Consider the following 25309-nt stretch of genomic DNA (forward strand, 5'->3'; position numbering starts at 1 on the left):
AAGGCCGGTTCAGGGGCCGGGCGTCCCGTCGTCGAGGGGCGTCGCCGCGGTCCCCCGCGCGGGCACGGCGACACGGCGGTAGGCGGCGCGGGCGTGGGCGAAGCGGGCCAGCGCCGTGCCGAGGAGCGTGGCCGCGCACAGGCAGGTGAGCCAGAGGGCGTCGCGCTGTCCGGCCCAGGTGAGGGTGCCGAGCGGCGGGATCGCGAAGCCGTTGAGGAACAGCCAGCACAGCAGCGCCGTGCCGGGGGCGGCGGTGAAGCGGGCGCAGCGGCCCAGCAGCGCCGCCAGCAGACACAGCGCGGCCAGCGCGGGCCCGGGGCGGCCCGGCCCGAGCAGCGCGTGGTGGGCGGCCACCAGGACCACCGCGCCCCCGGAGGCCGTCGCCCACACCAACGGCGTGGCGACGGGCCGGGGAACAGGCCTGGCTCCGGCCCTCATCGGCACCCAGTCGATCATCTTCCGGTCCTCCTTCCGCTCCTCGGATTCTCCCACCCGGCTCCTTCCGCCCGGCCCCTTCCGGCCGCCTTCGCCGCCCGGCTTCTTCCAACCGGCGGAAAAGGAGCGGCCGTTCGCGTCCGGCCCCGGCAGGATGCCCGGTGTGAACCATGTCCTGAACGGGCTCGCCGCCAACCCCGCCCTGCCTCCCGAGTCAGTCGACCGGCTGATCGAGGTCGCGGACGCCGACCTCGCCGGGCGGCTCGCCGGCCGCGAGGACCTCACCCGGGCCCAGGCGGTCGCACTGATCACCCGCGTCGACGACTGCGGCGTACCACTGGCGTACGGGGGCCGGTTGACGGCGGCCGACGTCGATCCCGTCCGACAGCCCCGTGCCGCACTGGCGTTGCTGGACCAGGGCCGCGGCGCCCCGGAGTGGGCGCGGCTCTTCGCGGTGGATCCGGAGGTCCGCATCCGGGAGAAGCTGGCCGCCTGCCCCGGGCTGCCGCCGGACGTGACGGAAAGGCTCGCCGCGGACCCGGACGTCGGGGTCGTGGTGGAGCTGGCCCTGTGGACGCAGGAGCCGGGCGTGGCCGCCCCGCTCGCGGCGCATCCGCACACCGAGGTACGCCGTGCCGTGGCGGCCAACGAGGTGACGCCTCCGGCGGTGCTCGCGGCGCTGCTCCTGGGCGAGGGCCTGCCCCGGGCCGAGCGGTGCCCGGTGTGCGACCGCAGGGACGGGCCGGGCGCACCGGAGCCGGACGGACCGTGGCCACCGGACCGGGACGCACCGCCGGGAGCCTCCTGCGACGGCTCCCACGCGTCCGCGTCGCACGACGTCCGGTGGGCGGCGCTGGCGAACCCGGCCACGCCCGCCGAGGCCGCCGCCGGCTTCGCCGGCCATCCCGGTCACCGGCTGCGCCGCGCCCTGGCGGCCCACCCCGGCCTGCCCGTCCGGGCGGCGCGGCGTCTGGCGGCGGACCCCGAGCCCGGCGTCCGGGCGGACCTCGCCCGCAACCCCACCGTCGACGAGACGTCGATGCGCCGGCTGGCCGAGGACGAGGACGTGGACGTACGCCGTTCCCTGGCCCTCAATCCGCGCGTGCCGCTCGACGTGCTCGCCCGCCTGGCAGGCGCCGCGCGGATCGCCTCGACGCTGCTGCCGCGGATCGCGTCGGCCTCGCCCGAGGAGGTCGGGCTGCTGGCCGCGTCACCGGACGCGGCGGTGCGGATGCTGGTGGCGCAGCGGCGGGACCTGCCGGCCGCCGTCCGTGACACGCTGGCGGCCGACCCGGACGCGAAGGTGGTCAAGTCGGTGGCCCCGCACCCGGGCCTGTCCGAGGAGCGGCTGCGCGCGATGGTCGACCGGCACGGCGTCCATGTCGTCACCCCGGCGGCGCTCAACCCGGACGCGTCGGCCGCCCTGCTGGAGACGCTGGCGCGGCACGAGCCGCCGGTGCGCAAGGCGCTCCGCGAGATCGCCCGGCACCCCCGGGCCTGCGCTGCGGCCCTGCTCGTCTGTCTGACGGACCGGCGGGCCCGTCCCCTGGCCGCCGCGCATCCGGCGCTCCCGCCGCACGTCGTCACGGAGTTGCTCTGCGACCCCGACGAGTCGGTGGCGGAGGCGGCGGCCGCCAACCCGTCGCTGCCGGCCACGGTGATGCGGTCGCTGATCCCCTGACGCGGCCGGGCGCGGGCGGACGGGTCAGGAGATGAGCGAGCGGCCCGTGGGCGACAGCTGGAGCACCCGGACAGGCGCCGTCCGCTCCCGCTCGATGGCCGGCAGGACCTCGTCCCGTGCGCCGGGGTGGGCCCGGACCGCGGCGAGGTGCCGGCGACGCCGGGGAGCGGGGCCGCGACCTACCGGGTCCCCCAGGTCCTCGACGCGGTGCCGAGCGACGAGCGGTTCGACCGGCCGGAGGGCTTCGACCTCGGCGCGTGCTGGACCTCCTGCCTGGACGAGTTCCGCACCCGCCGCTACAACGGCACAGCGACCATCCGCCTGTCCCGGCGAGGGCGGCGACGCCTGCCCGGCAACGTCCCCGCGGAGGTGGCGGCGGGGGTCGAGGCGACCGCGCCCCCCGAAGGCGACGACGGCTGGATCGAGGCGGTCATCCCGACCGAGAGCACCGAGCACGCGTGCGGCGAGCTGCTGCGGCTCGGCGTCGACGTCGACGCCCTCGCGCCGCCCGCACTGCGCCAGGCCATGGCGGCCACGGTGCGGGTGCTCGGCCTGGCCTACGGACTCAGGTGACAGAACCGGCCGAGCGGCGCTCGCTTCGGGGCGGGGCTCTGGCCGGACCGCGCGGTGCGTGGCATGCTTGCGCGGTCGCTTCCACGGCGTCGCCGGGGCGCCCGAGGCCGTCGGCTGAACCAGCGGGAGTAAGAGGCGGTGCGGGCGGCAGCCGCACGCGAGGCGCGCGATCGGCGTCCTGAGCAGTCCCCGCTGGAACCCGGCACTTTCTCTCCGGACCGCCGAACTTGACATGAGCACTTAATCCTAATCTTTTGGTTTTATAATGAGTGCCCCATGTGTCGGTTATGAGCCGCTGAGGGCAGGATGGGCGCGATGACGCGATCCGGAATCACCGGGAACGGGCCTGCGGTGCCGTCGGCGCAGGCAGACGGCGGCACGACCAACGCCAGGGCGGTCGTGGACGCGTTCGGTGTGGTGACCGGATGGAGCGAGGGCGCGCAGCGACTGGTGGGCTACCAGGCCTCGGAGGTCACCGGGCGGCCGGCGGCCGCCCTGCTCGCAGACGGCCTCGCCGCTCCGGCGCTGAGATCCATCGTGGGCACGCGCAGGTGGAACGGCAAGGTGAACCTGCGGCACCGGGACGGTCACCTGGTAGTGGTCAGCCTGCTGGCCCACCGCCGCGAAAGCGGCCCCGCCACGAGCCATGAGTGGCTCATCGTCGCGCCGATGACGCCCTCCCGTCCGGAGTTCGACGAGGAGCGCCTGCTCGGGTGGTCCATGGTCCACTCCCCGTGCACCATGGCGCTCTACGACACCGGACTGCACCTGCTGCGGGCCAACGCCGACATGGAACGCGTACTGGGCCTGTCGGAGGCCGAGATGCGGGGGCTGCGCGTCTCGGAGATCGTCCTGGACCCGGAGAGCGAACGCGCCGAGCACCTGATGCGCCGGGTCGTCGAGACCGGCGAGCAGCAGCACCTGCGGGCCGCCCTGCGACTGGCCGGCGACCGGCACGAGAGCGCGTGGTCGGTGTCGCTCGCGCCGGTGCGGGACGACGACGGGACGGTACGCGGCGTCCTGCTGTCCGCGCACAACACCACCGATGAGCATCTGGCGAGACAGCGGCTCGCCCTGGTCGCCGAGGCCGGGGTGCGCATCGGCACCACCCTCGACCTGACCCGCACCGCCCAGGAGCTCGCCGACGTCGCCGTGGGACAGCTGGCGGACTTCGTCACCGTGGACCTGCTCCCCGACATCGACGACGACCAGGAGCTGCGCGCGCGGGCGCTGCCCAGCCCGGTGCTGCTGCGCCGCGTGGCCAACCAGTCGGTGCTGCCCGGATGCCCCGAGGCGGTGGTGCCGCTGGGCGCGGTGGCCGTCTACCCGTCCACCTCGCCGGCCGCCGAGTGCCTGGCCTCGGGAGAGGCCGCCATGCACCAGATAACCACTGCGGGGGTGGCGCGGTGGGCCTCCGAGGCCCCGGAACGGGCGGAGAAGATGCGCCGGTTCGGCTTCCACTCGGTGCTGGCGGTGCCCATGAGCGCGCGGGGCATCACGCTCGGCGTCGCGACCTTCTCCCGGCACCGGCATCCGGACCCCTTCGAGCAGGACGACCTGCTGCTCTGCCATGAGATCACCGCCCGGGCCGCGCTGAGCATCGACAACGCCCGCCGCTACTCCCGGGAACGGGCCACGGCCCTGACCCTGCAGAGCAGCCTGCTGCCGCAGCGGCTCCCGCGGCAGCTCGCCGTCGAGGTCGCCACCCGCTATCTGCCGGCCAGCGCCCAGACCGGTGTGGGCGGCGACTGGTTCGACGTCATCCCGCTGTCCGGGGCCCGGGTGGGCCTCGTCGTCGGCGACGTCGTGGGGCACGGCATCCAGGCCTCGGCCGCGATGGGCCGGCTGCGCACCGCCGTAAGGACCCTGGCCGACGTCGATCTGCCGCCCGACGAGCTCCTGACCCACCTCGACGATCTCGTCAACCGACTGTCCGCGGAGAGCGACGACCCCACCGGCAGCGCCGCCGACATCGGCGCCACCTGCCTGTACGCCGTGTACGACCCGGTCAGCCGGCACTGCTGCATGGCGCGGGCCGGGCATCCGGCGCCGGCGCTGCTCACCCCCGGCAGGCCTCCGGAGCTGCTCGACCTGCCGGCCGGGCCGCCGCTCGGGCTCGGCGGCCTGCCGTTCGAGGCCGCCGAGTTCGAGCTGCCCGAGGACAGTCTGCTCGCCCTCTACACCGACGGTCTGGTGGAGGCCCGGGGCCGGGACATCGACGAGGGCGTCGACATGATGCTGAAGGTGCTGCGCCGGGCGAACTCCTCCCTGGAGAACACCTGCGACACGCTTCTGCGGGCCCTGCTCCCGGACAAGCCCGAGGACGACGTGGCGCTGCTGCTGGCACGTACGCACGCCCTGGACTCCGGCCATGTGGCCGCCTGGGACGTGACGCCGGAGCCGGAGGCGGTGGCCGAGACCCGCAGCCGCGCCACCCGGCAGCTGCGCGAGTGGGGTCTGGAGGACGCCTCGTTCGTGACCGAGCTGGTGGTGAGCGAACTGGTCACCAACGCCATCCGGTACGGCGAGCCGCCCATCGAGCTGCGTCTGATCCTGGACCGCAGTCTGATCTGCGAGGTCTCCGACGCCAGCAACACCTCGCCGCATCTGCGCCGGGCCCGCGACTACGACGAGGGCGGCCGCGGTCTGCTCCTGGTCGCCCAGCTGTGCAGCAGCTGGGGCGCCCGGCACACCTACCGGGGCAAGACGATCTGGGCGGAGCAGTCGCTGTCGCCGGAGTGACTCCCGCGCGGCGCGCACAGCGGACGGACAGGTGCACGGAGGGAACGGACGGCGTGCGCGGAGGGTCAACCGCGGCGCGGGACAGCCGGAATGCTTCCGACCGGAACGATCCGGCCCTCCCGAAAGGACCCCTGATCCATGCACCCGTCGAACCCGTCGACGACCAAGCTCTCGAAGGCGTTACGTCTCACAGGCCGCCGTCTCGCCGCCATGGCCCTGGCGCTCGCGATGAGCATCGCACTGGCGCTCACCGCGGCGCCGGCCGCACAGGCCGACCCCGACCGCGAACTCACCATATGGACCTGGGACATCAGCGACCTGGAGGACGGCGGTGAGGCGGCGCACCAGAGCTACTGGAACATGGTCGACGCCCTCCACCGGATCAGCGGCCACGACGTCGCAGGCCAGCCCCGGCTGGACGAGACCACGACAGCAGGGGCCCGCCTCATCCAGATCCGGCTGCAGTACCACGAGCAGTACTGGGGGTCGCTGTACTTCTGGGCCAACAACCTGTACTTCGCCGGTTTCTACCAGCCGGGGTTCGACGGCCGCGACGACAACCACTACAGCTTCAACAACGTCTGGCCCGGCGAGTTCAACCGCGTCCTCGGCGTGACGTCCACCTCGCTCCCCTGGGGCGGCAACTACAACCAGCTCCCGCACGGCAACACCGTGGACCGGTCGCAGGACGCCATCACCCCGTACAACCTCGTCAACGCGCTGGGCTCGCTGCGCAGCGCGCCCCGCTACATCGCGACGACCGCCGGCCGTGACACCCTCGGCCGCAACATCGTGCGGATCATCCAGGCCACGGCGGAGGCCGCCCGCTTCTCCACGGTGTTCGACCGGATCAGGGACAACATCCGCAACTGGCACACGTCGGCCATGGGGATGGACAACATAGAACTCCAGCAGGACTGGGACCGCATCTCCGGCTGGGTGTACCGGGCGCTGCAGCCCGGCGACCAGGCGGTCCTGCGCATCGGCGCCCATACCTTCGCCACCCTCCAGGCGCTGCTCGCCTACGTCGGGTACATGGAGCTGTACTCCGGATCCCGTCCGCGCACCTGACGGGGCCTGGGCACCCCGCCGGCGGGGTCACTCACGTGCGGGCTCCTCACCGCGGGAGACGAGGGTGACCTGGGCGGCGCCCGTCTTGAACAGGGGCTGTTTGGAGACGGGGTCCCAGTCGGTGACCGTGGTCTCGTTGGCGGCCCGTCCGAGGCCGCCCTCGGGCGGGCGGTGCCCCTCGGGGGTGTCCCAGTAGCCGTAGTGGAAGGGCAGGAACACCGTGCCGTCCCGCATGGCGGTGGTCCGCAGCCGGGCGCGCACCGCGCCGCGCGGCGTGGCGACGCGTACGACGTCGCCGTCGGACAGTCCCTGCCGGGAGGCCTCCGACGGGGACAGCTCCGCCCACATCTCCGGTGCCGCGGAAGCGAGTTCGGGGGCCCTACCGGTCTTGGTCCGGGTGTGGAAGTGATGGACGGTCCGTCCGGTGATCAGGTGCAGCGGGTACCGCGCGGAGGTCGGCTCGTCCGGGGGCAGGTACCCGGCGGCCCTGAGGACCGCCTTGCCGTCCGGGTTCAGGGCGCGGTACTCCTCGGCCCCCATGGGCTCGCCGGTGACGAGGTCCTTGCCGTAGCTCTCGCAGCGGTCGGGGTGGGCGAAGGGGAAGCCGTCCGTGTACAGGCGCGGGGTGCCGTCGGGCGCCTCGGCGGTGCAGGGCCACTGGAGGCCTCCGCTCTCGCGCAGCAGGTCGTGGCTCAGGCCCGTGTAGTCGCAGGGGCGGCCGGCGCTGCACCGCTGCCAGGCGGCGAACGCCGACGCGGGGTCGTCCCAGGTGATCAGCGGGCCGCCGTCCTTGTCGCGGAAGTCCATACGGGCGGCGTAGGCGAGGAAGATGTCGAGGTCGGAGCGGGCCTCGCCGGGCGGTCCGACCGCCTTCTCCGACAGGTGCACGGTGCGGTCGGCGTTGGTGAGCGCCCCGCTCTTCTCGCCCCAGGTCGCGGCGGGCAGCACGACGTCCGCCAGCTGAGCGGTCTCGGTGAGGAAGAGATCCTGGACGACGACGAACAGCCGTTCCTGGGCGAGGATCGCGCGGATGCGGGACAGCTCCGGCAGGGACACGGCCGGATTGGTGCCGCTGATCCACAGCAGGCGGATCGAGCCCTGTTCGGCGCCGCTGAAGATCTGCATCGCGTGGGTGGGCGGGGCGTCGTGCTGAAGGCGGTCGAGGTCGACGTTCCAGATCCGGGCGAGTTCGGCGACGTGCGCTTCGTTCTGCCAGTTGCGGAAGCCCGGCAGGTCGCCGTCGGCGCCGCACTCGCGTGTGTTCTGCGCGCTGGGCTGCCCGTTCATCTGGAGCAGTCCCCGGCCGGGACCGCCCAGCATGCCCCGGATCAGGTGCAGGTTGTTGACCTGGACGGCGGCCGCGGTGGCCTGGTGGGACTGGTAGAAGCCCTGAAGGACCGTGGACACCAGGCGCTGTGCGCCGCCCAGGATCTCGGCCGCGCGTTCGATGTCGGCGGCGGGGAGGTCGCAGACGCCGGCGGCCCACTTCGGGGTGCACGGTTCGACGGCGGCGGCCAGCTCCTCGAAGCCGACGGTGTGCCGCTCGACGAAGCGCCGGTCGACGCGGCCGGTGCGGATGATCTCGTGCAGCAGGGCGTCGAGGAGCGCGACGTTCGTGCCGGGGCGGGGTGCGAGGTGCAGGTGGGCGTGGCGGGCGACGTGGGTGCGGCGCGGGTCGACGCACAGCAGGGTGGGCGGTTCGGGGCCGGCGAGCCGGTCCAGGACGCGGGCCCACAGGACGGTCTGCGTCTCGGCCATGTTGTGGCCGAACAGGGCGAGGGTGTCGGCGTGGTCGATGTCCTCGTAGGAGCCGGGCTGCCCGTCGCTGCCGAAGGTCTCCTTGAGCGACTCGCCCGCGGTGGCGGTGCACAGGCGGGTGTTGCCGTCCAGGTGGTTGGTGCCGACGCCGGCGCGGGCGAGCACGGCGAGCGTGTAGTACTCCTCCAGGAAGAGCTGACCGCTGGTGTAGAAGGCGAGGGCGTCGGGCCCCTGTGCGTCCAGGAGTTCCCGGGAGCGGGCCACGACGCGGTCCAGGGCGGTGTCCCAGTCGCATTCCACGAGCCGCCCGTTCTCCCGCACCAGCGGGCGGGTCAGCCGGTCCGGGGAGTGGTTGGCCTGCCAGCCGTAGAGGTCCTTGGGGCCGAGCCGGCCCCGGTTGATCCGGTCGCCGGCCCGGCCGCGCACGCCGACGATCCGTCCGTCGCGGACGGCGATGTCCATGGCGTCGCCGTTGGAGTGCAGCACCGAGGCGGCGGGGGTCCACCGCTGTACGTCGTCCTCGGTGAGGCCTGCCGCGAGGTGGAGGTCGGTGCGGGCCGGCCAGGGCTCGCCGGGCCCGTAGGGCGTCCGTGTTCCCCAGGGGTCCTCGATGCGATCCGGTCGTTCCGCCACGGCCCCTCCACGGGTCGTACCTGCGGGCGACGAGTACCCCGCCCCGCAGCCGGTAAGAATCCCCGCGCCGTCCGCTCCCCGCCCCAGGAGGCCGCCCATGCCGCACGCCCACGTACCGGACGATCCGGAGGCCGCCAACGCCGCCTGCTGGCAGGCCTACGCCACACATCACCTGCGGCGCGGCACGGTCGTCGAGGAGGTCGAGCGGATCGACTGGGGGTTCCCGGGCGCGGGGCCCGGGGACGCGTTCCTCGGGGAGCTGAAGGGGCGGCGCGTGCTCGACCTGGGCTGTGGAACGGCCCGGCAGGCGGCCCACCTGGTGCGCGCGTACGGCGCCGAGGTGGACGCCGTCGACTCCGCGCCCGGCCAGATCGAACGCGCCCGGGCCCGCTACGGCTCACTGCCCGGTCTGCGGCTGGTCCACGCGGACGCGGTGACCCACCTGCGCACCGCCGAGCCGTACGACGTCGCCTACGCCGTGGGCGCGGTGCCGTTCGCCGACCCGCGCCGGCTGCTGCCCGCGCTGGCGACGGCCCTGAAGCCCGGCGGGACGCTGTGCTTCTCCGCGCTGCACACGAACTCGCACGGCGACGGGCCCTCCGCCGAGCTCGTCCCCCGGCCGGAGCAGCTGCGCTTCGCGGGCGGCGGCGGGACGACGGGCTACATGTGGGTGCTGTCCGAGGAGCGATGGCGGGAGCTGCTCACCGGCCACGGGCTGGACGTCGAGGAGGTCGTGGCGGTGCAGTCGCCCGACCCCGGGAATCTCGCCGCGTACCGCGTCTTCCGGGCGCGGCGGCCGGTGCGGGTGTCCTCCCGGCCGCGGTCGGCGCAGCCGCCCGCCGCGCACGCCGCCCTGGGGGTGGGCGTCGTCGTGCACGGCCCGCGCGGGCTGCTCCTCGGCCGGCACCGCCGGGGCACCTGGGAACTGCCCGGCGGCACGGTGGAGCCCGGGGAGTCGCTCGAGGAGACGGCCGTACGGGAGCTGGAGGAGGAGACGGGGCTGCGGGCGGACGCGGCGGACGTGCGGTTGCTGGGCACCCTCCTCGACCACAGCGAGGGCGTCGTCCGCGTGACCGTCGCGGCCGTCGTCACCGCCTGGCACGGCGAGCCCGCCGACCAGCCGGGCGAGCGCGTCGGCGACTGGCGCTGGTACGCCGTGGACCGGCTGCCGCCCTCCCTGTTCGTGTGCAGCGCCCAGGCCCTCACCGCCTGGCGCCCGGACCTGCCGATCGACCACGCACCGGCTCACTTCACGCCGTACGCTCCCCGATGATCCGTGGCCGGCGACGCGGCTCCTGTGTTTGCATACGACGATGATCTCCGACCTCGCCCCGTCCGCACCCCTCTCCCTCAGGCCGCGTGTCCCGTCCGACCTGGCCGGCTGCGTGACCTCCCTCGCGCTCGTGCACGAGCACAGCGGCTACCCGGTCAACTGGCCTGCGTCTCCTGAGGCCTGGCTGACGCCGCCCGCGCTCCTCGCCGCCTGGGTGGCCGAGTGGGGCGGGCGGATCGTCGGGCACGCGGCGCTGTGCCTCGGGCGGGACGACGAGCCGGCGACGGCCCTGTGGCAGGCGCGCCGGCCGGGAGCGGCGACCGCCTCCGTCAGCCGGCTGTTCGTCTCACCCGAGGCGCGCGGGCTCGGCGTCGGGGCGGCCCTCATGGACCGGGCCGTCCAGGAGGCCCGCTCCCGCGGTCTGCAACCCGTGCTCGAGGTGGTCGCCACCCATCCGGCGGCCGCCTTCTACGAGCGTCTCGGCTGGGAACTCCTCGGCGAGGTCGAGGACTTGTGGCCACCGGACCAGCACGTCCGGCTCCGCTGCCACGCGGCACCCACCCCCGCCGGCCGGCTCGTCTAGTGCCCCGGCACTAGCACGTCCTCGTCCCCGGTGCGGGGCGGCCGGCTGCGAAAGCACCCGGATCCGTGTCTTTTCTCATCCCTTCTCGTGGTGTCCGGTCCGATGGGCCCGAGTGCGGCCCGCGGCCCGTGTGAGAGTTGCCGCTCGCACGAGTCTGGGGGATGCGTGACACGCACTCAGAAGGCCTCGCGGGCACGCGGGATGCGGCTGACCCTGCTGACGGCACTCGCCGCGCTGGCCGGCGCGGCCCTGACGGGAGCGGCGTCCGCGGGCGCCGCGACCGGGGCGGGCGCCGCCGTCGCGCCGGGGGTGGTGTACCGGCAGTACGACCTGCCGGCCACGGCCGGACTCACGCATGTGCACGTCGTGAGCGTCGATCTGACAAACGCCCGGGTGCGCCTCGGTCTGCTGCACCCGGGGAAGGTGGCGGCCCGCGCTCCCCTGTCCCAGCAGGCCGCGGCGCGCAAGGCGGTGGCCGGCGTCAACGGCGATTTCTTCGACATCAGCGAGGCCCAGCATCCGGGCGTCGCCGCGACCGGCGCGAGCGTGGGCCCCGCGATCGCGGACGGCGAGGCGCTCAAGGGCGCGGTGCCCACGGCGCAGCGCTTCGGCCCCGAGCTGCCGCCCGGCACGGACACCGACGCCATGTTCGGCGTGGGCTCCGACGGCCGGGCCCGCATCGACGCGCTGGCGCTGAAGGGGTCGTTCACCGTCGACGGCCGGCGGCAGCCGCTGGGCGGCCTCAACCAGTACGCGCTGCCGGAGAACTCCGTCGGCGCGTACACGTCGGACTGGGGCAGCGTCTCGCGCAAGCGCGCCACCTGCGGCTCGGACGCCGACCGGGCCGCGGCGTGCGGAACGCGGACCTACGAGGTGACGGTGAAGGCAGGCCGGGTGGTGTCGGCCTCGGCCGCACCGGGCGCCGGGCCCGTCGCGCCGGGCAGCACGGTGCTGGTGGGCCGGGAGGCGGGCGCCGGGCGGCTGCGCGGGCTGGTGCGGGGCCAGTCCGTCGCGGTGCGGTACGCCCTCGCCTCGCTGTCGGGGCGCGCCTACCGTTTCGCGGTCGGCGGCTACCCGGTGCTGTCCGGCGGACGTCCGCTGCCCGGTCTCGACAGGCGGACCTCGGCGGTGCGCACCGCCGTAGGCATCGCGGACGGCGGGCGACGCGTGCTGCTGTTCGCTACCGACGGCGCGCCCCGGTACCGCGCGGGCCTGACGATCGCCGAAGTCGCCGAGGCGCTGCGGAGCCTGGGGGCGACGGAGGGCTTCAGCCTGGACGGCGGCGGCTCCTCGACCCTGGTCGCCCGCGCGCCGGGCGCCGCCCGGGCCACGGTGCGCAACCACCCCTCGGGCGGGACGGAACGCCCGGTGCCCAACGGCATCGGGGTGTTCCTCCGCTAGTGCCGTGACCGGAAAGGTTTGCCGCGAGCCGGTGAACCTTTCCGGTCACGGCACTAGCGACCGGGCCGCTACGGCTGGATGCTGCCGACGATCTCGGCGGTGGCCGTGAGGCCGCTGTGGATGGTGGGGGCCATGTTCGTGCCGGCCAGGAAGAAGCCGAGCAGCAGACAGACCAGGGCGTGCGAGATCTTCAGTCCGCCGGTGCGCAGGAAGATCACCGCCAGGATCAGCAGCAACAGCACCACGGAAATGGAAACGGCCACGTCAACCTCCTCCGCCACGCCCGTTCGGTGGCGTTCGGCCGCAAGTGTGGCGTAAGGGAGGTTTCGTCCGTGCGACTGACCTGTCCGCCGAACGAGCGAAAAAGCCCGCCCCCGAGTGGGGTCGGGCTTTTTCCCGGGTTTCCCGCGTCGCCGGTCAGGGGGCGCGCAGGTCGACCAGTTCGGCCAGGGCCTCCCGGTGGGCGCCGGCCGTGCCGTAGGCGATCGAGTCGGCCTTGGCACGCTTGAGGGCGAGGTGGACGGGGTGCTCCCACGTCATGCCGAGCCCGCCGTGCAGTTGCAGCGCCTCCTCGGCGGCATGGACGGCCACGGACGCCGCGTAGGCCTGGGCCACGGCCACGGCCACGGCCGTCTCCTCGGCGGACTCGCCGCCGCCGAGCGCGTCGGCCGCGTTGCGTGCGGCGGCGCGGAGGTTGACGACCTCCAGCCACAGCTGGGCGAGCCGGTGCTTGAGCGCCTGGAAGCCGCCGACGGGCCGGTTGAACTGCTTGCGGTCCTTGAGATAGCGGACCGTCTCGGTCAACGCCCACTCGGCCAGACCGAGTTGCTCGGACGCCAGCAGTCCCGCTCCGGCCCGCAGGGCCCGCCGGACAGCCGGTGCGGCGTCGCCCAGGCGGCGGCCGGGGGCGCCGGCGAGGGTGACCGTGGCGAGCGGGCGGGTCAGGTCGAGGGAGACCTGCGGGGTGACGGTGACCGAGGACGCCTGAACGGCGTACAGTCCGCCGTCCTCGGCGGGCACGAGCAGGACGTCGGCGACGACGGCGTCCGCGATGCCGGTCAACTCCCCGTGCAGCAGCCCGCCTTCGATCCGTACGGCGGTGAAGTCGGCGCCCGGGGCGGTGTGCAGCCCGACCGCCAGGGCGCCGATCGTACGACCGGAGGCCAGCCGGCCGAGCAGCTCCTCGTCACCGCACTCCAGCAGCGCCTCGGTGGCCACCACGGCACTGGTCAGATAGGGCACGGGCGCGACCGACCGCCCCAACTCCTCGAGCACCACCGCGACTTCGCGGTGAGTGGCGCCCTGTCCGCCCTGCGCCTCGGGCACCAGCAGACCCGCGAGTCCCATGCCGTCGGTGAGCGCCTTCCAGGCCGCCAGGTCGTGCGGGGCGTCGGACTCCGTGCGGGCGATCACGCCGGGCGCGTCGCAGTGGTCGGCGAGCAGGTCCCGTACCGCCGACCGCAGCGCCTCTTCCTCCTCGGAGTACAGAAGATCCGTCATCGGGCGAGGTCCTTCCAGGCGACGTCCTTGTCGGTGCGCGGCTCGGCGGGCAGGCCCAGGACGCGCTCGGCGACGATGTTCAGCAGGACCTCGCTGGTCCCGCCCTCGATGCTGTTGCCCTTGGAGCGCAGGTAGCGGTAGCCGGCCTCGCGTCCGGTGAAGTCGACCAGCTCGGGCCGGCGCATGGTCCAGTCGTCGTACAACAGGCCTTCCCCACCGAGGAGTTCGACCTCCAGGCCGCTGATCTCCTGGTTGAGGCGGGCGAAGCCGAGCTTCATGCCGGCGCCTTCGGGGCCGGGCTGGCCCAGGGCGAGCTGCTGGCGCAGCCGTTCGCTGGTGAGGCGGGCGACCTCGGCGTCCACCCACAGCCTCAGCAGCCGCTGGTGCAGGTCGTGGGTGCGCAGCTCGGGCCGCTCACGCCAGGTCTTGGCGACCGGGCCGATCATGCCGCCCTCGCGGGGCAGGCGCATGCCGCCGATCGCGACGCGTTCGTTGTTCAGCGTGGTCTGCGCGACCCGCCAGCCGTCGCCGATCTCGCCGAGGCGGCGGGAGTCGGGGATGCGGACACCGGTGAGGAACACCTCGTTGAACTCCGCCTCGCCGGTGATCTGGCGCAGCGGGCGCACCTCGACCCCGGGGTCGGTCATGTCGCAGACGAAGTAGGTGATGCCGGCGTGCTTGGGCACGGTGGGGTCGGTGCGGGCGATGAGGATGGCCCAGCGGGCGAGGTGGGCGCTGGAGGTCCACACCTTCTGGCCGTCGACGACCCAGTCCTCGCCGTCGCGGACGGCGCGGGTGCCGAGAGCGGCCAGGTCGGAGCCGGCGCCGGGCTCGCTGAAGAGCTGGCACCAGACCTCCTCGCCCGTCCACAGGGGCCGCAGGAAGCGCCGCTTCTGCTCCTCGGTGCCGTAGCGCAGGACGGTCGGCGCGGCCATGCCGAGGCCGATGCCGATGCGCCGGGGGTCGTTGTCGGGGGCGTCCGCGGCCTCCAACTCGGCGTCCACGACGGCCTGGAGGGAGCGGGGCGCGCCGAGGCCGCCGAGGCCCTCGGGATAGTGCACCCAGGCGAGTCCGGCGTCGAAGCGGGCCCGCAGGAAGTCCAGGCGGTCGGTGGTCGCCGGCGGGTGCGCTTCCAGCAGCTCCCTGGTGCGCCGGCGGAGTTGTGCTGCGTCGGTCATGCGGAGGCTCCGTTCTGCGGCTGCTCCGGGCTCGTCAGGCCCGGTACGACGGCGACGCGGCCGGTGGTGTGGCCGTCGCCGACCCGCTGGACGGCGGCGGCGGCCTCGCTCAGCGGCACGCGCTCGCTCACCAGCGGCTTGATCGCGCCCCGGGCGGCCAGTTCGGTGAGCTGCTCGTGGCAGTGCTGGACGAGTTCGGGGTTCTTGGTGTTGTAGAGGCCCCAGTGCAGCCCGAGGATCGAGTAGTTCTTCACCAGGGCGTGGTTCAGCGCCGGGCTCGGGATCGCGCCGCTGGCGAAGCCGACGATCACGATCCGGCCCTCGAAGGCGACGGTCTTGGCCGACTGGGTGTAGGCGTCGCCGCCGACGGGGTCGTAGATCACGTCGGCGCCCCGGCCGCCGGTGGCCTCCTTCACGGCGGCGACGACGTCCTCGGCGCGCCGGTCGATGACCGTGTCACAGCCCAGCTCGCGGGCGACGGCGGCCTTGTCGGCGCCGCCCACGACGCCGATCACCCTCGCGCCCGCGGCCTTGCCGAGCTGCACGGCCGCGCTGCCGACCCCGCCGGCGGCGGCGTGGACGAGCAGCGTCTCGCCGGCTTCCAGACGCGCCCGGCGGTGCAGCCCGAACCAGCCCGTCTGATAGCCGATGTGCAGGGCGGCGGCCTCGGCGTCGTCCAGCGCGTCGGGGGCGGGCAGCAGGGCGGCGGCGTCCGCCACGGCGTACTCGGCGAAACCGCCGTGCGGCAGCGCCGGGTTGGCGATGACCCGCCGCCCGTCCTCGGTCTCGCCGCAGATCTCCACGCCCGGGGTGAACGGCAGAGGGGGCCGGACCTGGTAGTGGCCCCGCGCCATCAGCACGTCCGGGAAGTTGACGTTGGCGGCGCGCACCCTCAGCAGGACCTGGCCCTCGCCGGGGGTCGGCCGCGCCACCTCCTCCAGACGCATCACCTCGCCCGGCTCGCCGTTCTCGTGCACTTGCCATGCCTGCATGCGGAGCCTCCACGGGACTGCGTCGTCCGACTCGGGTGACCGGCTGGTCGGCGACCGGCCTCCTTCGCATACTAAGCGGTCGCTTGCCGATCAGGGAACCGTCTCTCGCGTCACGCCCGCCGGGGACGCGCCCGTACGTGCATCCGCTCCCCCTGCGGCCCGAACAGGCTGAGGAACTCCGCGGGCCCCTCCCCCGCCGACCCGAACCAGTGCGGCACCCGGGTGTCGAACTCGACGGCCTCGCCGGCCCCCAGCACGATGTCGTGGTCGCCGAGGACCAGCCTGAGCCGTCCGGCCAGCACGTACAACCACTCATAGCCCTCATGGGTGCGCGGCTCCGGCTCGTCGTGCCCCTGCGGCATCAGCACCTTGTAGGCCTGGAGGCCGCCGGGCTGACGGGTGAGCGGCCAGTACGTGCGCCCGTGCCGCCGGATGGGCTGCGAGCGCACCCGCGGATCGCGCACAGCCGGCGCGCCCACCAGTTCGTCGAGCGCCACCTCGTGGGCCCGCGCGATCGGCAGCAGCAGTTCCAGGGTGGGCTTGCGCAGACCCGACTCCAGCCGGGACAGCGTGCTGACCGAGATGCCGGTCGCCTCGGACAGCCCGGCCAGCGTCGCGCCCCGCGCCTTGCGGAGCCGCCGCAGCCGCGGGCCGACCTCCGCGAGCACTTCCTCCGTGGCGTCCACGTCGCCGTCGTTCCCGGAGTGGTCGTTCCCGAGGTCGTCGTTCCGGGGGGCGTCGTTCCTGGGGTCGTCGTTCCTGGGGTCGTCGTTCATGGGGTCATCGCAGCACACGTGCGTTGCCCCGCGCGGCGTTGCACCATGGCTGCATGCTGCTGTCCCGGCTCGCCGACGTGTCACGGGAGGTCGCCGCGTCCTCGGCGCGCTCCCGCAAGATCGCCCTGCTCGCGGAGCTCTTCCGGGAGGCGGAGGCCGAGGACGCGCCGATCGTCATCCCCTACCTCGCCGGCCGGCTCCCGCAGGGCCGCCTCGGCGTGGGCTGGAAGCTGCTGGGCCGCCCGGTCGCACCGGCCGGCGACGCCACCCTGACCGTGCGCGAGGTGGACGCCCGGCTGACCGAGCTGGGCAAGGTGTCGGGGCCCGGCTCCCAGGCCGAACGGGCCAGGCTGGTCGAGGAGTTGATGGGCGCGGCCACCGGGGAGGAACAGCGCTTCCTGCTGGGGCTGCTCACCGGCGAGGTCCGGCAGGGCGCGCTGGACGCGGTCGCGGTGGAAGGGCTGGCCGGGGCGACCGGCGCGGCGGCGGGGGACGTGCGGCGGGCGGTGATGCTCGCCGGGGCGCTCCAGCCGGTGGCCCAGGCGCTGCTGGCGGACGGTCCGGCGGCCCTGGAGCGCTTCAGGCTCACCGTCGGCCGCCCGGTCCAGCCGATGCTCGCGCACTCCGCGACCTCGGTGGCCGAGGCGGTCGGCAGACTGGGCGCGTGCGCGGTGGAGGAGAAGCTCGACGGCATCCGCGTCCAGGTCCACCGGGACGGAGACGCCGTGCGGATCCACACCCGCACCCTCGACGACATCACCGACCGGCTGCCCGAAGTCAGCGCTGCGGCGCTGGAGTTGCGCGGCACCCGGTTCATCCTGGACGGCGAGGTGATCGCCCTCGACGCGGCGAGGCGGCCCCGCTCCTTCCAGGAGACGGCCGGGCGGGTCGGCTCACGCGTGGACGTGGCGACGGCCGCGGCGGCCGTCCCGGTCTCCCCCGTCTTCTTCGACGCGCTCTCGGTGGACGGCCGGGACCTGCTCGACCTGCCGTTCGCCGAGCGGCACGCGGAGCTGGTCCGGCTGACGCCCGAGCCGCTGCGGGTCCGCCGCACCCTGGTGTCAGGACCGCCGGACCTGCCGGCGGCCGAGGAGTTCCTGAAGGAGACGCTGCTGCGCGGCCACGAGGGCGTCGTCGTGAAGTCCCTGGACGCCCCTTACAGCGCGGGCCGGCGCGGCGCGTCCTGGCTGAAGGTCAAGCCCGTGCACACCCTCGACCTGGTGGTGCTGGCCGCCGAGTGGGGCCACGGCCGCCGCACCGGCAAGCTGTCCAACCTGCACCTGGGCGCCCGCACCGCCGACGGCGGCTTCGCCATGCTCGGCAAGACGTTCAAGGGCATGACCGACGCCCTGCTCACCTGGCAGACCGAGCGGCTGCGCAGCCTCGCCGTGCGGGAGGAGCGCTGGGGGGTGACCGTACGCCCGGAACTCGTCGTGGAGATCGCCTACGACGGCCTGCAGCGCTCCACCCGCTACCCGGCCGGCGTCACCCTCCGCTTCGCCCGTGTGATCCGCTACCGCGAGGACAAGCGGCCGCGCGAGGCGGACACGGTGCAGACGCTGCTCGCCGCGCACCCCGAGGTGCGGCCGTGACGGCGAAGCACAGCGCCGGCCTGCTGCTGTTCCGGCACACCGACGACGGCTTGGAGGTATTGCTCGGACATATGGGCGGCCCGTACTTCGCGAAGAAGGACGCCGGTGCGTGGACCGTCCCCAAGGGCGAGTACGACCCCGACGAGCCCGCGTGGGACGCCGCCCGGCGGGAGTTCCGGGAGGAGCTGGGGCTGCCCCCGCCGGACGGCGAGGCGGTGCCGCTGGGCCGGGTGCGGCAGACAGGCGGCAAGGTCGTGACGGCGTGGGCCGTCGAGGCCGACCTCGACCCGGCGGCCGTCGTGCCGGGCACGTTCGTCATGCAGTGGCCGCCCGGGTCGGGCCGGACGGCGGAGTTCCCCGAACTGGACCGGGTCGCCTGGCTCGGCCTGGCCCGGGCGCGTGAGCTGATCGTCACGGCACAGACCGCGTTTCTGGACCGGCTGGCGGAGCACTCGGGCTGAGCAGACGCGTACGCGTTGCGGCCCTCGGCGCGGCGCGCGAAGGTCGAAGCACAGCCAGCATTCCAGGAGGTCGGTCATGCCCATCGCGACGGTGAACCCGGCGAACGGCGAGACGCTCAAGACGTACGAGGCCATGGGCGAGGAGGAGCTCGAACGCCGGCTCCAGCTCGCCGAGGCCACGTTCCGCACGTACCGCACGACGGCGTTCGCGGAGCGCGCCCGGCTGCTGAACCGGGCCGCCGACCTCCTCGACGAGGACGCGCCGGAGATCGCCCGGGTGATGACCACCGAGATGGGCAAGCCGGTCAAGCAGGCCCGCGCGGAGGCCGCGAAGTGCGCCAAGGCGATGCGCTGGTACGCCGAGCGCGCGGAGGGCCTGCTCGCCGACGAGGAGCCGGCCGAAGCGGACGTGACGGACTCCGGCGGCTCCCGCGCCCTGGTCCGCTACCGGCCGCTCGGGCCCGTCCTCGCGGTGATGCCGTGGAACTTCCCGCTGTGGCAGGTGGTCCGCTTCGCCGCGCCCGCGCTGATGGCGGGCAATGTGGGCCTGCTCAAGCACGCCTCCAACGTCCCCCAGACCGCGCTGTATCTGGAGGACCTGTTCCACCGGGCCGGCTTCCCCGAGGGCTGTTTCCAGACCCTGCTGATCGGCTCGGGCGCGGTCGACGACATCCTGCGCGACGATCGCGTCAAGGCGGCCACCCTCACCGGCAGCGAGCCCGCGGGACGCGCCGTCGCCGCCACCTCCGGGCAGATGATCAAGAAGACGGTGCTGGAGCTGGGCGGCAGCGACCCGTTCGTCGTCATGCCGTCCGCGGACGTGGACCGGGCCGCCCAGGTCGCGGTCACCGCGCGCGTGCAGAACAACGGGCAGTCGTGCATCGCCGCCAAGCGGTTCATCGTCCACACGGACGTGTACGACCGGTTCGCCGAGCGCTTCGCCGAGGGGATGAGGGCGCTGAAGGTCGGCGATCCGCTGGAGGAGGACACCGAGGTCGGTCCGCTGGCGAGCGAGAGCGGGCGCGACGACCTGGAGGAGCTCGTGGACGACGCGCGGCGCGGCGGCGCGACGGCGTTGTGCGGCGGAGAACGGCCGCAGGGCCCCGGCTGGTACTACCCGCCGACCGTCCTCGCCGGCGTCACCCGCGAGATGCGCATCCACCGCGAGGAGGCGTTCGGGCCGGTGGCCACGCTGTACCGGGCCGGCGACCTCGACGAGGCGGTGCTCCTCGCCAACGACTCGCCGTTCGGCCTGAGCTCCAACGTTTGGACCCGCGACGAGGCCGACGTCGACCGGTTCGTCCGGGATCTGGAGGCGGGCGGGGTGTTCGTCAACGGCATGACCGCGTCCCACCCGGCGTTCCCGTTCGGGGGCGTGAAGCGGTCCGGATACGGCCGTGAGCTGTCCGGGCACGGAATCCGGGAGTTCTGCAACATCACCACGGTTTGGCACGGTGCGTGACGCTCGCGCGGCTACGATCCCGGGTGTGAACCGCGAAGTGACCCTGCCTCTGATCGTCGACGACCGCGGGACCTTGCAGGTGTCCGCGGCCGACGTGAGCAAGCTGCTCCGCACGTTGGGCGGGCGGTGGCTGCACCTCGTCGAGGCGGGCGCGGAGGGGCTGGACGAGGACACCGTCGCCGCGCTGACCATCGAACTGGCCAAGCTGGCGGACCGCATCGACGTGGCGTGCATCGCCCACAGCAGCGGGACCACTGCGTAGCCGCACATCGACGCAGACCCGCGCCCCTCAGGTACGTGCAGTGCACCTGCTCAAGGGGCGCGGGGAACTGCGCGATCAGCCACCCACCGGCCCGCGGACCGCATCGCGCAGATCCGCCCCCGGCGTCACCGGATCGGCACGCCGGACAACGTCCGGGCGATGACGAGCCGCTGGATCTCGCTGGTGCCCTCGAAGATCGTGTAGATCGCCGCGTCCCGGTGCATCCGCTCCACCGGGTACTCCCGCGTGTAGCCGTTGCCGCCGAGGATCTGGACGGCCTGCGCCGTCACCTTCTTCGCCGTCTCGCTCGCGAACAGCTTGGACATGGAGCCCTCGGCCGCCTTGAACGGCTTGCCGTTGACCGCCATCCAGGACGCCCGCCACACCAGCAGCCGCGCCGCGTCGACGGAGGTCGCCATGTCGGCCAGCTGGAAGGCGACGCCCTGGTTGTCGATGATCGGGCGGCCGAACTGCTCGCGCGTCTTCGCGTAGTCGAGGGCGACCTCGTACGCGGCGCGGGCGGTGCCGACGGCCATCGCGCCGACCGCCGGCCGCGAGGCCTCGAACGTGGCCATCGCCGCGTTCTTCACCCGCTCGCCGCCCGCCCTGGCCCGCTCCCGGGCGCGCGCCAGCCGCTCGTCGAGCTTCTCCTTTCCGCCGAGGAGGCAGGAGCCGGGGACGCGCACGTTCTCCAGGACGACCTCGGCGGTGTGCGAGGCGCGGATGCCGTGCTTCTTGAACTTCTGGCCCTGGGACAGCCCGGGCGTGCCCGGCGGGACGATGAAGGAGGCGTGTCCCTTGGAGCCCAGCTCGGCGTCGACCACCGCGACGACCACGTGGACGTTGGCGATGCCGCCGTTGGTCGCCCAGGTCTTCGTGCCGTTGATCACCCACTCGTCCTTGGCCTCGTCGTACACGGCACGCGTGCGCATGGAGGCCACGTCCGAGCCGGCGTCGGGCTCGGAGGAGCAGAAGGCGGCGACCTTCACGTCGCTGGCGTCGCCGTACATCTGGGGAATCCAGGTGCCGATCTGCTCCTCGGTGCCGTTGGCGAGGACGCCCACGGCGGCGAGGCCGGTGCCGACGATGGACAGGGCGATGCCCGCGTCGCCCCAGAACAGCTCCTCCATGGCCATGGGGATGCCGAGGCCGGTGGGGTCGAAGTACTGCTGGGCGTAGAAGTCGAGGGAGTAGATGCCGACCTTGGCGGCTTCCTGGATGACCGGCCAGGGAGTCTCCTCACGCTCGTCCCATTCGGCGGCCGCGGGGCGGATGACGTCGGCGGCGAACCCGTGCAGCCAGTCGCGGACCTCCTTCTGTTCGTCGTTGAGCTCCATGGTGAACTCGGCCATGACCCCTCCAGCGGCGGCCGCACGCCTTGACGTGCGTGTTACTTGCGGTAACAGGAGTGTGTTACCGGTCGGTAGTAAAAGTCAACTCCTGACGACCGCCCGTCAGCCCGTTCGATGTCAGGCTGCTGTCAGGTGTTAGTTTGCGCAGGCGCCATCGAAACAGCACGGGTGGGGAGAGATCATGGACACCACGCAGCGGACCGAGCAGCAGCGATCCGCCGACCGCCGGAGGCGGGAGCTGTTGGAGGCCGCGGACCGGGTGGTGCTGCGTGACGGCCCGCAGGCCTCGATGAACGCGATCGCCGCCGAGGCCGGCATCACCAAGCCGATCCTCTACCGCCACTTCGGCGACAAGGGCGGACTTTACGCGGCGTTGGCCAAACGGCACACGGACGCGCTGCTGGACTCGCTGCGGGCCGCGCTGGACGCGCCCGCCGAGCGCCGGGACCGGGTCGAGGCCACCTTGGACACCTACCTCGCGGCGATCGAGGCCCGGCCCCAGGTGTACCGGTTCCTGATGCACCCGGCCGACGCCGGCCAGGGCGGTGACCAGGGGTTCGACGTCGGCAAGCATTCCATTCCGCTGCTGCGGCGGATGGGTGAGGAGCTGGCCCAGGTCATCGAGGACCGGCTGGACCTCGGACCCGGGAGCCAGCAGCTCGCCCGCGTCTGGGGACACGGGATCGTCGGGATGATGCACGCGGCGGGCGACTGGTGGCTCGGCGAGCGGCCGTGCAGCCGGGCCGAGCTGGTGCGCAGCCTCGCCGACCTGCTGTGGGGCCGGCTGGCCGCCGCGGGGGACAGGGTCGGCGGCCCCGGCTTCTGACCTGACCTTCACCCACGCCAGGAGGCCCGCGCCACCTGACGCGTCAGCCTGCGCCCGCGCCATCCCGTGACCCGGTCCGCGTACACCGTGCCGTCCAGGTGGTCGCACTCGTGTTGCAAGCATCTGGCAAAGAATCCCGTGCCGTGGACGCGCAGGCGCTCGCCCGTCACCGTGAAGCCCTCGACCACGGCGTGGTCGTGGCGCTCGGTGCCCGCCTCCAGACCCGGCAGGGACAGACAGCCCTCCGGGCCGCGGAACACGAGCCCGTCCGCCTCCACCAGGCGCGGGTTGACGACATGGCCCAGATGGCGGACCTCGTCGTCGTCCGGGCAGTCGTAGACGAACACCCGCAGGGACTCCCCCACCTGGTTGGCCGCCAGGCCCACGCCCTGGGCCGCGTACATCGTGGCGAACATGTCCTCGACCAGACGGGCGAGTTCGGGGCCGAAGTCGGTGACCTCCCGGCAGGGTTCCCGCAGAACGGGATCGCCGAGCAGGATGAGGGGCCGGACCCGCCCTCGGGCGCCCGGGATGGAGCCGTGTCGCATGGCGCAAGGGTACGGTCCTTCCTGACACGCGCATGCCGTGCGTGACGTCGAACGGTGCCGGGATTCGGGAGTGCGATTGGATCTCGATAGGCTGACCACCTACCAGGTGCCGACAGGCTTCAAGCGCGGCGCGTACGCAAGGAGGATCGAGAACTGATGGCAGGCAACTCGGACCCGCTCACGCCGCGGGCCAAGCTGGCGGTGACCGCGGGCAAGGCGGTCGCGGCGGCGTCCCGCGCCGCAGGGCGCGGCAGCGGTTCGGTGATCGGCGGCCGGGTGGCGCTGAAACTCGACCCCGACCTCCTCGCCCGGCTCGCCCAGAACCTGGACGTCGTCCTGGTGTCGGCGACCAACGGCAAGACGACCACGACCCGGCTGATCGCCGAGGCGCTGCGGGCCGCGGGGCCGGTCGTCTCCAACGCGCTGGGCGCCAACATGCCGGCCGGCATCACCTCCGCCCTCGCGGGCGGCTCGGAGGCCAGATACGGCGTCATCGAGGTCGACGAGAAGTACCTCGCGGGCGTGGCCCGCGACACCGCCCCCAAGTGCATCGCCCTGCTCAACCTCTCCCGCGACCAGCTCGACCGCGCCGCGGAGACCCGCATGCTCGCCGAGAACTGGCGTGAGGGGCTGGCCGGTTCCAAGTCGGTCGTCGTCGCCAACGCCGACGACCCGCTGGTGGTGTGGGCCGCCTCCTCCTCCCCCAACGTCGTCTGGGTCGCCGCCGGGCAGATGTGGAAGGACGACGCCTGGTCCTGCCCGTCCTGCGGCGGTGTGATGCAGCGTCCGGGCGACGACTGGTTCTGCGGCGAGTGCGGCTTCCGCCGACCGACGCCCAGCTGGGTGCTCTCCGGCGACCACGTGCTCGACCCGCACGGCTCCGCCTGGCCGATCCATCTCCAGCTGCCGGGCCGCGCGAACAAGGCCAACGCCGCCTCCTCGGCCGCCGTCGCCGCCGTCTTCGGGGTGCCGCCGCAGGTGGCGCTGGAGCGGATGTACCAGGTGCAGGCCGTCGCCGGACGCTACGACGTCGTCCAGTTCATGCAGCGCGACCTGCGGCTGCTGCTGGCGAAGAACCCGGCCGGCTGGCTCGAGACGTTCAGCCTGATCGACCCGCCGCCCACCCCGGTCATCCTGTCGGTGAACGCGCGCGGCGCCGACGGCACCGACACCTCCTGGCTGTGGGACGTCGACTACACCCGGCTGACCGGCCACCCGATCTTCGTCATCGGCGACCGCAAGCTGGACCTCGCGGTGCGTCTGGAAGTCGCGAACCAGCACTTCCAGGTGTGCGAGGACATCGACCAGGCCGTGCAGATGGCGCCGCCCGGCCGGATCGAGGTCATCGCCAACTACACCGCCTTCCAGGACCTGCGCCGCCGCGTCGGCAACTGAGCACGAGGGACGATCACTTGATGAGCGACAACCAGCTGCGGGTCGTCTGGATCTACCCGGACCTCCTCAGCACCTACGGCGACCAGGGCAACGTCCTGGTCGTGGAGCGCCGGGCGCGGCAGCGCGGCCTGGACGTGGCGCGACTGGACGTGCGCAGCGACCAGCCGATCCCCACCTCCGGCGACATCTACCTGATCGGCGGCGGCGAGGACCGTCCGCAGCGGCTCGCGGCCGAGCGGCTGCGCCGCGACGGGCACCTGTACCAGGCGGTGCAGAACGGCGCGATCGTGTTCGCGGTGTGCGCCGGTTACCAGATCCTCGGCCAGGAGTTCGTCAACGACCTCGGGCAGCGCGAGCCGGGCCTCGGTCTGCTCGACGTCACCACCACGCGAGGGGAGGGCGAGCGCTGCGTCGGCGACGTGCTGGGCGACATCGACCCGCGTCTCGGACTGCCGCCGCTGACCGGGTTCGAGAACCACCAGGGCGTCACCCACCTCGGCCCCACGGCCCGCCCGTTCGCGCGTGTGCAGCTCGGCCGGGGCAACGGCACGGGCGACGGCACCGAAGGCGCGTACAACGACACGGTGTTCGGCACGTACATGCACGGCCCGGTGCTGGCGCGCAACCCGCTCATCGCGGACCTGCTGCTGAAGCTGGCGCTCGACGTGAACGCGCTCCCGCCGATCGACGACCGCTGGTACGAGGCGCTCCGCGACGAGCGCATCGCCTCCGCGCAGCAGCCTGCCTGAGCACCGGCGCGCGGCCACCTGTCCGACGGTGTGTTCACCTGCTCTTCGGGGCAGCGTCAGCAGCCC

General features: G+C 73.5%; 23 protein-coding genes. 14 read left to right on the forward strand and 9 right to left on the reverse strand.

The window, feature by feature from the left end:
• Positions 1 to 9: 9 nt before the first annotated feature.
• The gene (locus tag ACIRS4_RS21525) at positions 10 to 456 is read right to left on the reverse strand and encodes a hypothetical protein (protein ID WP_404198912.1); all 447 of its coding nucleotides are present in this window, start codon (positions 454 to 456) and stop codon (positions 10 to 12) included.
• 142 nt (positions 457 to 598) lie between these two features.
• On the opposite strand from ACIRS4_RS21525, the gene ACIRS4_RS21530 reads away from it, so the two are divergent.
• The 4 genes from ACIRS4_RS21530 to ACIRS4_RS21545 all read left to right on the forward strand — a co-directional run bounded on the left by ACIRS4_RS21530 (position 599) and on the right by ACIRS4_RS21545 (position 6502).
• Positions 599 to 2116, forward strand: a complete 1518-nt coding sequence (locus ACIRS4_RS21530; protein WP_404198233.1) for a hypothetical protein — start codon at positions 599 to 601, stop codon at positions 2114 to 2116.
• A 126-nt stretch (positions 2117 to 2242) separates the two neighbouring features.
• On the forward strand, positions 2243 to 2689 hold the full coding sequence (locus ACIRS4_RS21535) for a helix-turn-helix transcriptional regulator (RefSeq protein ID WP_404198235.1): 447 nt from the start codon (positions 2243 to 2245) through the stop codon (positions 2687 to 2689).
• A 306-nt stretch (positions 2690 to 2995) separates the two neighbouring features.
• Positions 2996 to 5431 carry a SpoIIE family protein phosphatase gene (locus ACIRS4_RS21540; protein WP_404198237.1) on the forward strand — a complete coding sequence of 812 codons (2436 nt, stop codon included), beginning with the start codon at positions 2996 to 2998 and terminating at the stop codon, positions 5429 to 5431.
• A 138-nt stretch (positions 5432 to 5569) separates the two neighbouring features.
• Positions 5570 to 6502: a ribosome-inactivating family protein gene (locus ACIRS4_RS21545; RefSeq protein ID WP_404198240.1), complete on the forward strand. Its 933-nt coding sequence runs from the start codon at positions 5570 to 5572 to the stop codon at positions 6500 to 6502.
• Positions 6503 to 6529: 27 nt separating this feature from the next.
• Here the strand turns inward: ACIRS4_RS21545 and ACIRS4_RS21550 are convergent, their stop codons facing one another.
• Positions 6530 to 8893 (reverse strand): molybdopterin oxidoreductase family protein, encoded by a 2364-nt coding sequence (locus tag ACIRS4_RS21550; RefSeq protein WP_404198242.1) that lies wholly within the window; start codon positions 8891 to 8893, stop codon positions 6530 to 6532.
• A gap of 97 nt (positions 8894 to 8990) precedes the next feature.
• Between ACIRS4_RS21550 and ACIRS4_RS21555 the strand changes: the two genes are divergently transcribed.
• From ACIRS4_RS21555 to ACIRS4_RS21565, 3 genes are all read left to right on the forward strand, one after another.
• Positions 8991 to 10166, forward strand: a complete 1176-nt coding sequence (locus ACIRS4_RS21555) for a bifunctional class I SAM-dependent methyltransferase/NUDIX hydrolase (protein ID WP_404198245.1) — start codon at positions 8991 to 8993, stop codon at positions 10164 to 10166.
• A gap of 40 nt (positions 10167 to 10206) precedes the next feature.
• Positions 10207 to 10749 (forward strand): GNAT family N-acetyltransferase, encoded by a 543-nt coding sequence (locus tag ACIRS4_RS21560; protein ID WP_404198247.1) that lies wholly within the window; start codon positions 10207 to 10209, stop codon positions 10747 to 10749.
• Positions 10750 to 10914: 165 nt separating this feature from the next.
• Positions 10915 to 12150 carry a phosphodiester glycosidase family protein gene (locus ACIRS4_RS21565; RefSeq protein WP_404198249.1) on the forward strand — a complete coding sequence of 412 codons (1236 nt, stop codon included), beginning with the start codon at positions 10915 to 10917 and terminating at the stop codon, positions 12148 to 12150.
• 68 nt (positions 12151 to 12218) lie between these two features.
• Here the strand turns inward: ACIRS4_RS21565 and ACIRS4_RS21570 are convergent, their stop codons facing one another.
• The 5 genes from ACIRS4_RS21570 to ACIRS4_RS21590 form a co-directional block, all read right to left on the reverse strand.
• The gene (locus ACIRS4_RS21570) at positions 12219 to 12413 is read right to left on the reverse strand and encodes a hypothetical protein (RefSeq protein ID WP_130439968.1); all 195 of its coding nucleotides are present in this window, start codon (positions 12411 to 12413) and stop codon (positions 12219 to 12221) included.
• A gap of 154 nt (positions 12414 to 12567) precedes the next feature.
• A complete protein-coding gene (locus ACIRS4_RS21575) occupies positions 12568 to 13650 on the reverse strand; it encodes an acyl-CoA dehydrogenase family protein (protein WP_404198252.1) in 1083 nt (360 codons plus the stop codon).
• Entirely contained in the window at positions 13647 to 14828 is a 1182-nt protein-coding gene (locus ACIRS4_RS21580; protein WP_404198254.1) for an acyl-CoA dehydrogenase family protein, read from the reverse strand. Before ACIRS4_RS21580 ends, ACIRS4_RS21575 begins: the two co-directional genes overlap by 4 nt.
• Positions 14825 to 15820 carry an NADPH:quinone oxidoreductase family protein gene (locus ACIRS4_RS21585; protein WP_404198256.1) on the reverse strand — a complete coding sequence of 332 codons (996 nt, stop codon included), beginning with the start codon at positions 15818 to 15820 and terminating at the stop codon, positions 14825 to 14827. The genes ACIRS4_RS21580 and ACIRS4_RS21585 overlap by 4 nt, the downstream gene beginning before the upstream one ends.
• 110 nt (positions 15821 to 15930) lie before the next feature.
• On the reverse strand, positions 15931 to 16596 hold the full coding sequence (locus ACIRS4_RS21590) for a helix-turn-helix domain-containing protein (RefSeq protein WP_404198259.1): 666 nt from the start codon (positions 16594 to 16596) through the stop codon (positions 15931 to 15933).
• 53 nt (positions 16597 to 16649) lie between these two features.
• Here ACIRS4_RS21590 and ACIRS4_RS21595 point away from each other — a divergent pair, with 53 nt between their 5' ends.
• From ACIRS4_RS21595 to ACIRS4_RS21610, 4 genes are all read left to right on the forward strand, one after another.
• Entirely contained in the window at positions 16650 to 18188 is a 1539-nt protein-coding gene (locus tag ACIRS4_RS21595) for an ATP-dependent DNA ligase (protein ID WP_404198262.1), read from the forward strand.
• Positions 18185 to 18649, forward strand: coding sequence for an NUDIX domain-containing protein (locus ACIRS4_RS21600; protein WP_404198265.1), 465 nt, complete (start codon positions 18185 to 18187; stop codon positions 18647 to 18649). The genes ACIRS4_RS21595 and ACIRS4_RS21600 overlap by 4 nt, the downstream gene beginning before the upstream one ends.
• A 76-nt stretch (positions 18650 to 18725) precedes the next feature.
• Positions 18726 to 20111 carry an NADP-dependent succinic semialdehyde dehydrogenase gene (locus ACIRS4_RS21605; protein ID WP_404198267.1) on the forward strand — a complete coding sequence of 462 codons (1386 nt, stop codon included), beginning with the start codon at positions 18726 to 18728 and terminating at the stop codon, positions 20109 to 20111.
• Positions 20112 to 20136: 25 nt separating this feature from the next.
• Positions 20137 to 20373 (forward strand): DUF6213 family protein, encoded by a 237-nt coding sequence (locus ACIRS4_RS21610; protein ID WP_404198269.1) that lies wholly within the window; start codon positions 20137 to 20139, stop codon positions 20371 to 20373.
• Positions 20374 to 20498: 125 nt separating this feature from the next.
• On the opposite strand, the gene ACIRS4_RS21615 is transcribed toward ACIRS4_RS21610, so the two are convergent.
• The gene (locus ACIRS4_RS21615; protein WP_404198272.1) at positions 20499 to 21725 is read right to left on the reverse strand and encodes an acyl-CoA dehydrogenase family protein; all 1227 of its coding nucleotides are present in this window, start codon (positions 21723 to 21725) and stop codon (positions 20499 to 20501) included.
• Between the two features lie 181 nt (positions 21726 to 21906).
• Here ACIRS4_RS21615 and ACIRS4_RS21620 point away from each other — a divergent pair, with 181 nt between their 5' ends.
• Positions 21907 to 22551 carry a TetR family transcriptional regulator gene (locus ACIRS4_RS21620; protein WP_404198274.1) on the forward strand — a complete coding sequence of 215 codons (645 nt, stop codon included), beginning with the start codon at positions 21907 to 21909 and terminating at the stop codon, positions 22549 to 22551.
• Positions 22552 to 22559: 8 nt separating this feature from the next.
• Here ACIRS4_RS21620 and def read toward each other — a convergent pair whose 3' ends face one another.
• A complete protein-coding gene (def, locus tag ACIRS4_RS21625; RefSeq protein ID WP_404198277.1) occupies positions 22560 to 23099 on the reverse strand; it encodes a peptide deformylase in 540 nt (179 codons plus the stop codon).
• 156 nt (positions 23100 to 23255) lie between these two features.
• Here def and ACIRS4_RS21630 point away from each other — a divergent pair, with 156 nt between their 5' ends.
• Together ACIRS4_RS21630 and ACIRS4_RS21635 are read left to right on the forward strand one after the other, a co-directional pair.
• Positions 23256 to 24494 carry a MurT ligase domain-containing protein gene (locus tag ACIRS4_RS21630; RefSeq protein WP_404198280.1) on the forward strand — a complete coding sequence of 413 codons (1239 nt, stop codon included), beginning with the start codon at positions 23256 to 23258 and terminating at the stop codon, positions 24492 to 24494.
• Between the two features lie 20 nt (positions 24495 to 24514).
• The gene (locus tag ACIRS4_RS21635) at positions 24515 to 25243 is read left to right on the forward strand and encodes a type 1 glutamine amidotransferase (protein ID WP_404198283.1); all 729 of its coding nucleotides are present in this window, start codon (positions 24515 to 24517) and stop codon (positions 25241 to 25243) included.
• The last annotated feature ends 66 nt before the right edge of the window (positions 25244 to 25309 follow it).

This window comes from Streptomyces sp. NPDC101166, assembly GCF_044768125.1.
Lineage (GTDB): Bacteria > Actinomycetota > Actinomycetes > Streptomycetales > Streptomycetaceae > Streptomyces.

Bases quoted from the DNA above. Each gene is read 5' to 3' on its own strand.
- ACIRS4_RS21525 (WP_404198912.1), bottom strand. From the start codon at position 456: ATGATCGACTGGGTGCCGATGAGGGCCGGAGCCAGGCCTGTTCCCCGG.
- ACIRS4_RS21540 (WP_404198237.1), top strand. From the start codon at position 2,996: ATGGGCGCGATGACGCGATCCGGAATCACCGGGAACGGGCCTGCGGTG.
- ACIRS4_RS21545 (WP_404198240.1), top strand. From the start codon at position 5,570: ATGCACCCGTCGAACCCGTCGACGACCAAGCTCTCGAAGGCGTTACGT.
- ACIRS4_RS21555 (WP_404198245.1), top strand. From the start codon at position 8,991: ATGCCGCACGCCCACGTACCGGACGATCCGGAGGCCGCCAACGCCGCC.
- ACIRS4_RS21560 (WP_404198247.1), top strand. From the start codon at position 10,207: ATGATCTCCGACCTCGCCCCGTCCGCACCCCTCTCCCTCAGGCCGCGT.
- ACIRS4_RS21575 (WP_404198252.1), bottom strand. From the start codon at position 13,650: ATGACGGATCTTCTGTACTCCGAGGAGGAAGAGGCGCTGCGGTCGGCG.
- ACIRS4_RS21580 (WP_404198254.1), bottom strand. From the start codon at position 14,828: ATGACCGACGCAGCACAACTCCGCCGGCGCACCAGGGAGCTGCTGGAA.
- ACIRS4_RS21585 (WP_404198256.1), bottom strand. From the start codon at position 15,820: ATGCAGGCATGGCAAGTGCACGAGAACGGCGAGCCGGGCGAGGTGATG.
- ACIRS4_RS21590 (WP_404198259.1), bottom strand. From the start codon at position 16,596: ATGAACGACGACCCCAGGAACGACGACCCCAGGAACGACGCCCCCCGG.
- ACIRS4_RS21595 (WP_404198262.1), top strand. From the start codon at position 16,650: ATGCTGCTGTCCCGGCTCGCCGACGTGTCACGGGAGGTCGCCGCGTCC.
- ACIRS4_RS21605 (WP_404198267.1), top strand. From the start codon at position 18,726: ATGCCCATCGCGACGGTGAACCCGGCGAACGGCGAGACGCTCAAGACG.
- ACIRS4_RS21615 (WP_404198272.1), bottom strand. From the start codon at position 21,725: ATGGCCGAGTTCACCATGGAGCTCAACGACGAACAGAAGGAGGTCCGC.
- ACIRS4_RS21620 (WP_404198274.1), top strand. From the start codon at position 21,907: ATGGACACCACGCAGCGGACCGAGCAGCAGCGATCCGCCGACCGCCGG.
- def (WP_404198277.1), bottom strand. From the start codon at position 23,099: ATGCGACACGGCTCCATCCCGGGCGCCCGAGGGCGGGTCCGGCCCCTC.
- ACIRS4_RS21630 (WP_404198280.1), top strand. From the start codon at position 23,256: ATGGCAGGCAACTCGGACCCGCTCACGCCGCGGGCCAAGCTGGCGGTG.
- ACIRS4_RS21635 (WP_404198283.1), top strand. From the start codon at position 24,515: ATGAGCGACAACCAGCTGCGGGTCGTCTGGATCTACCCGGACCTCCTC.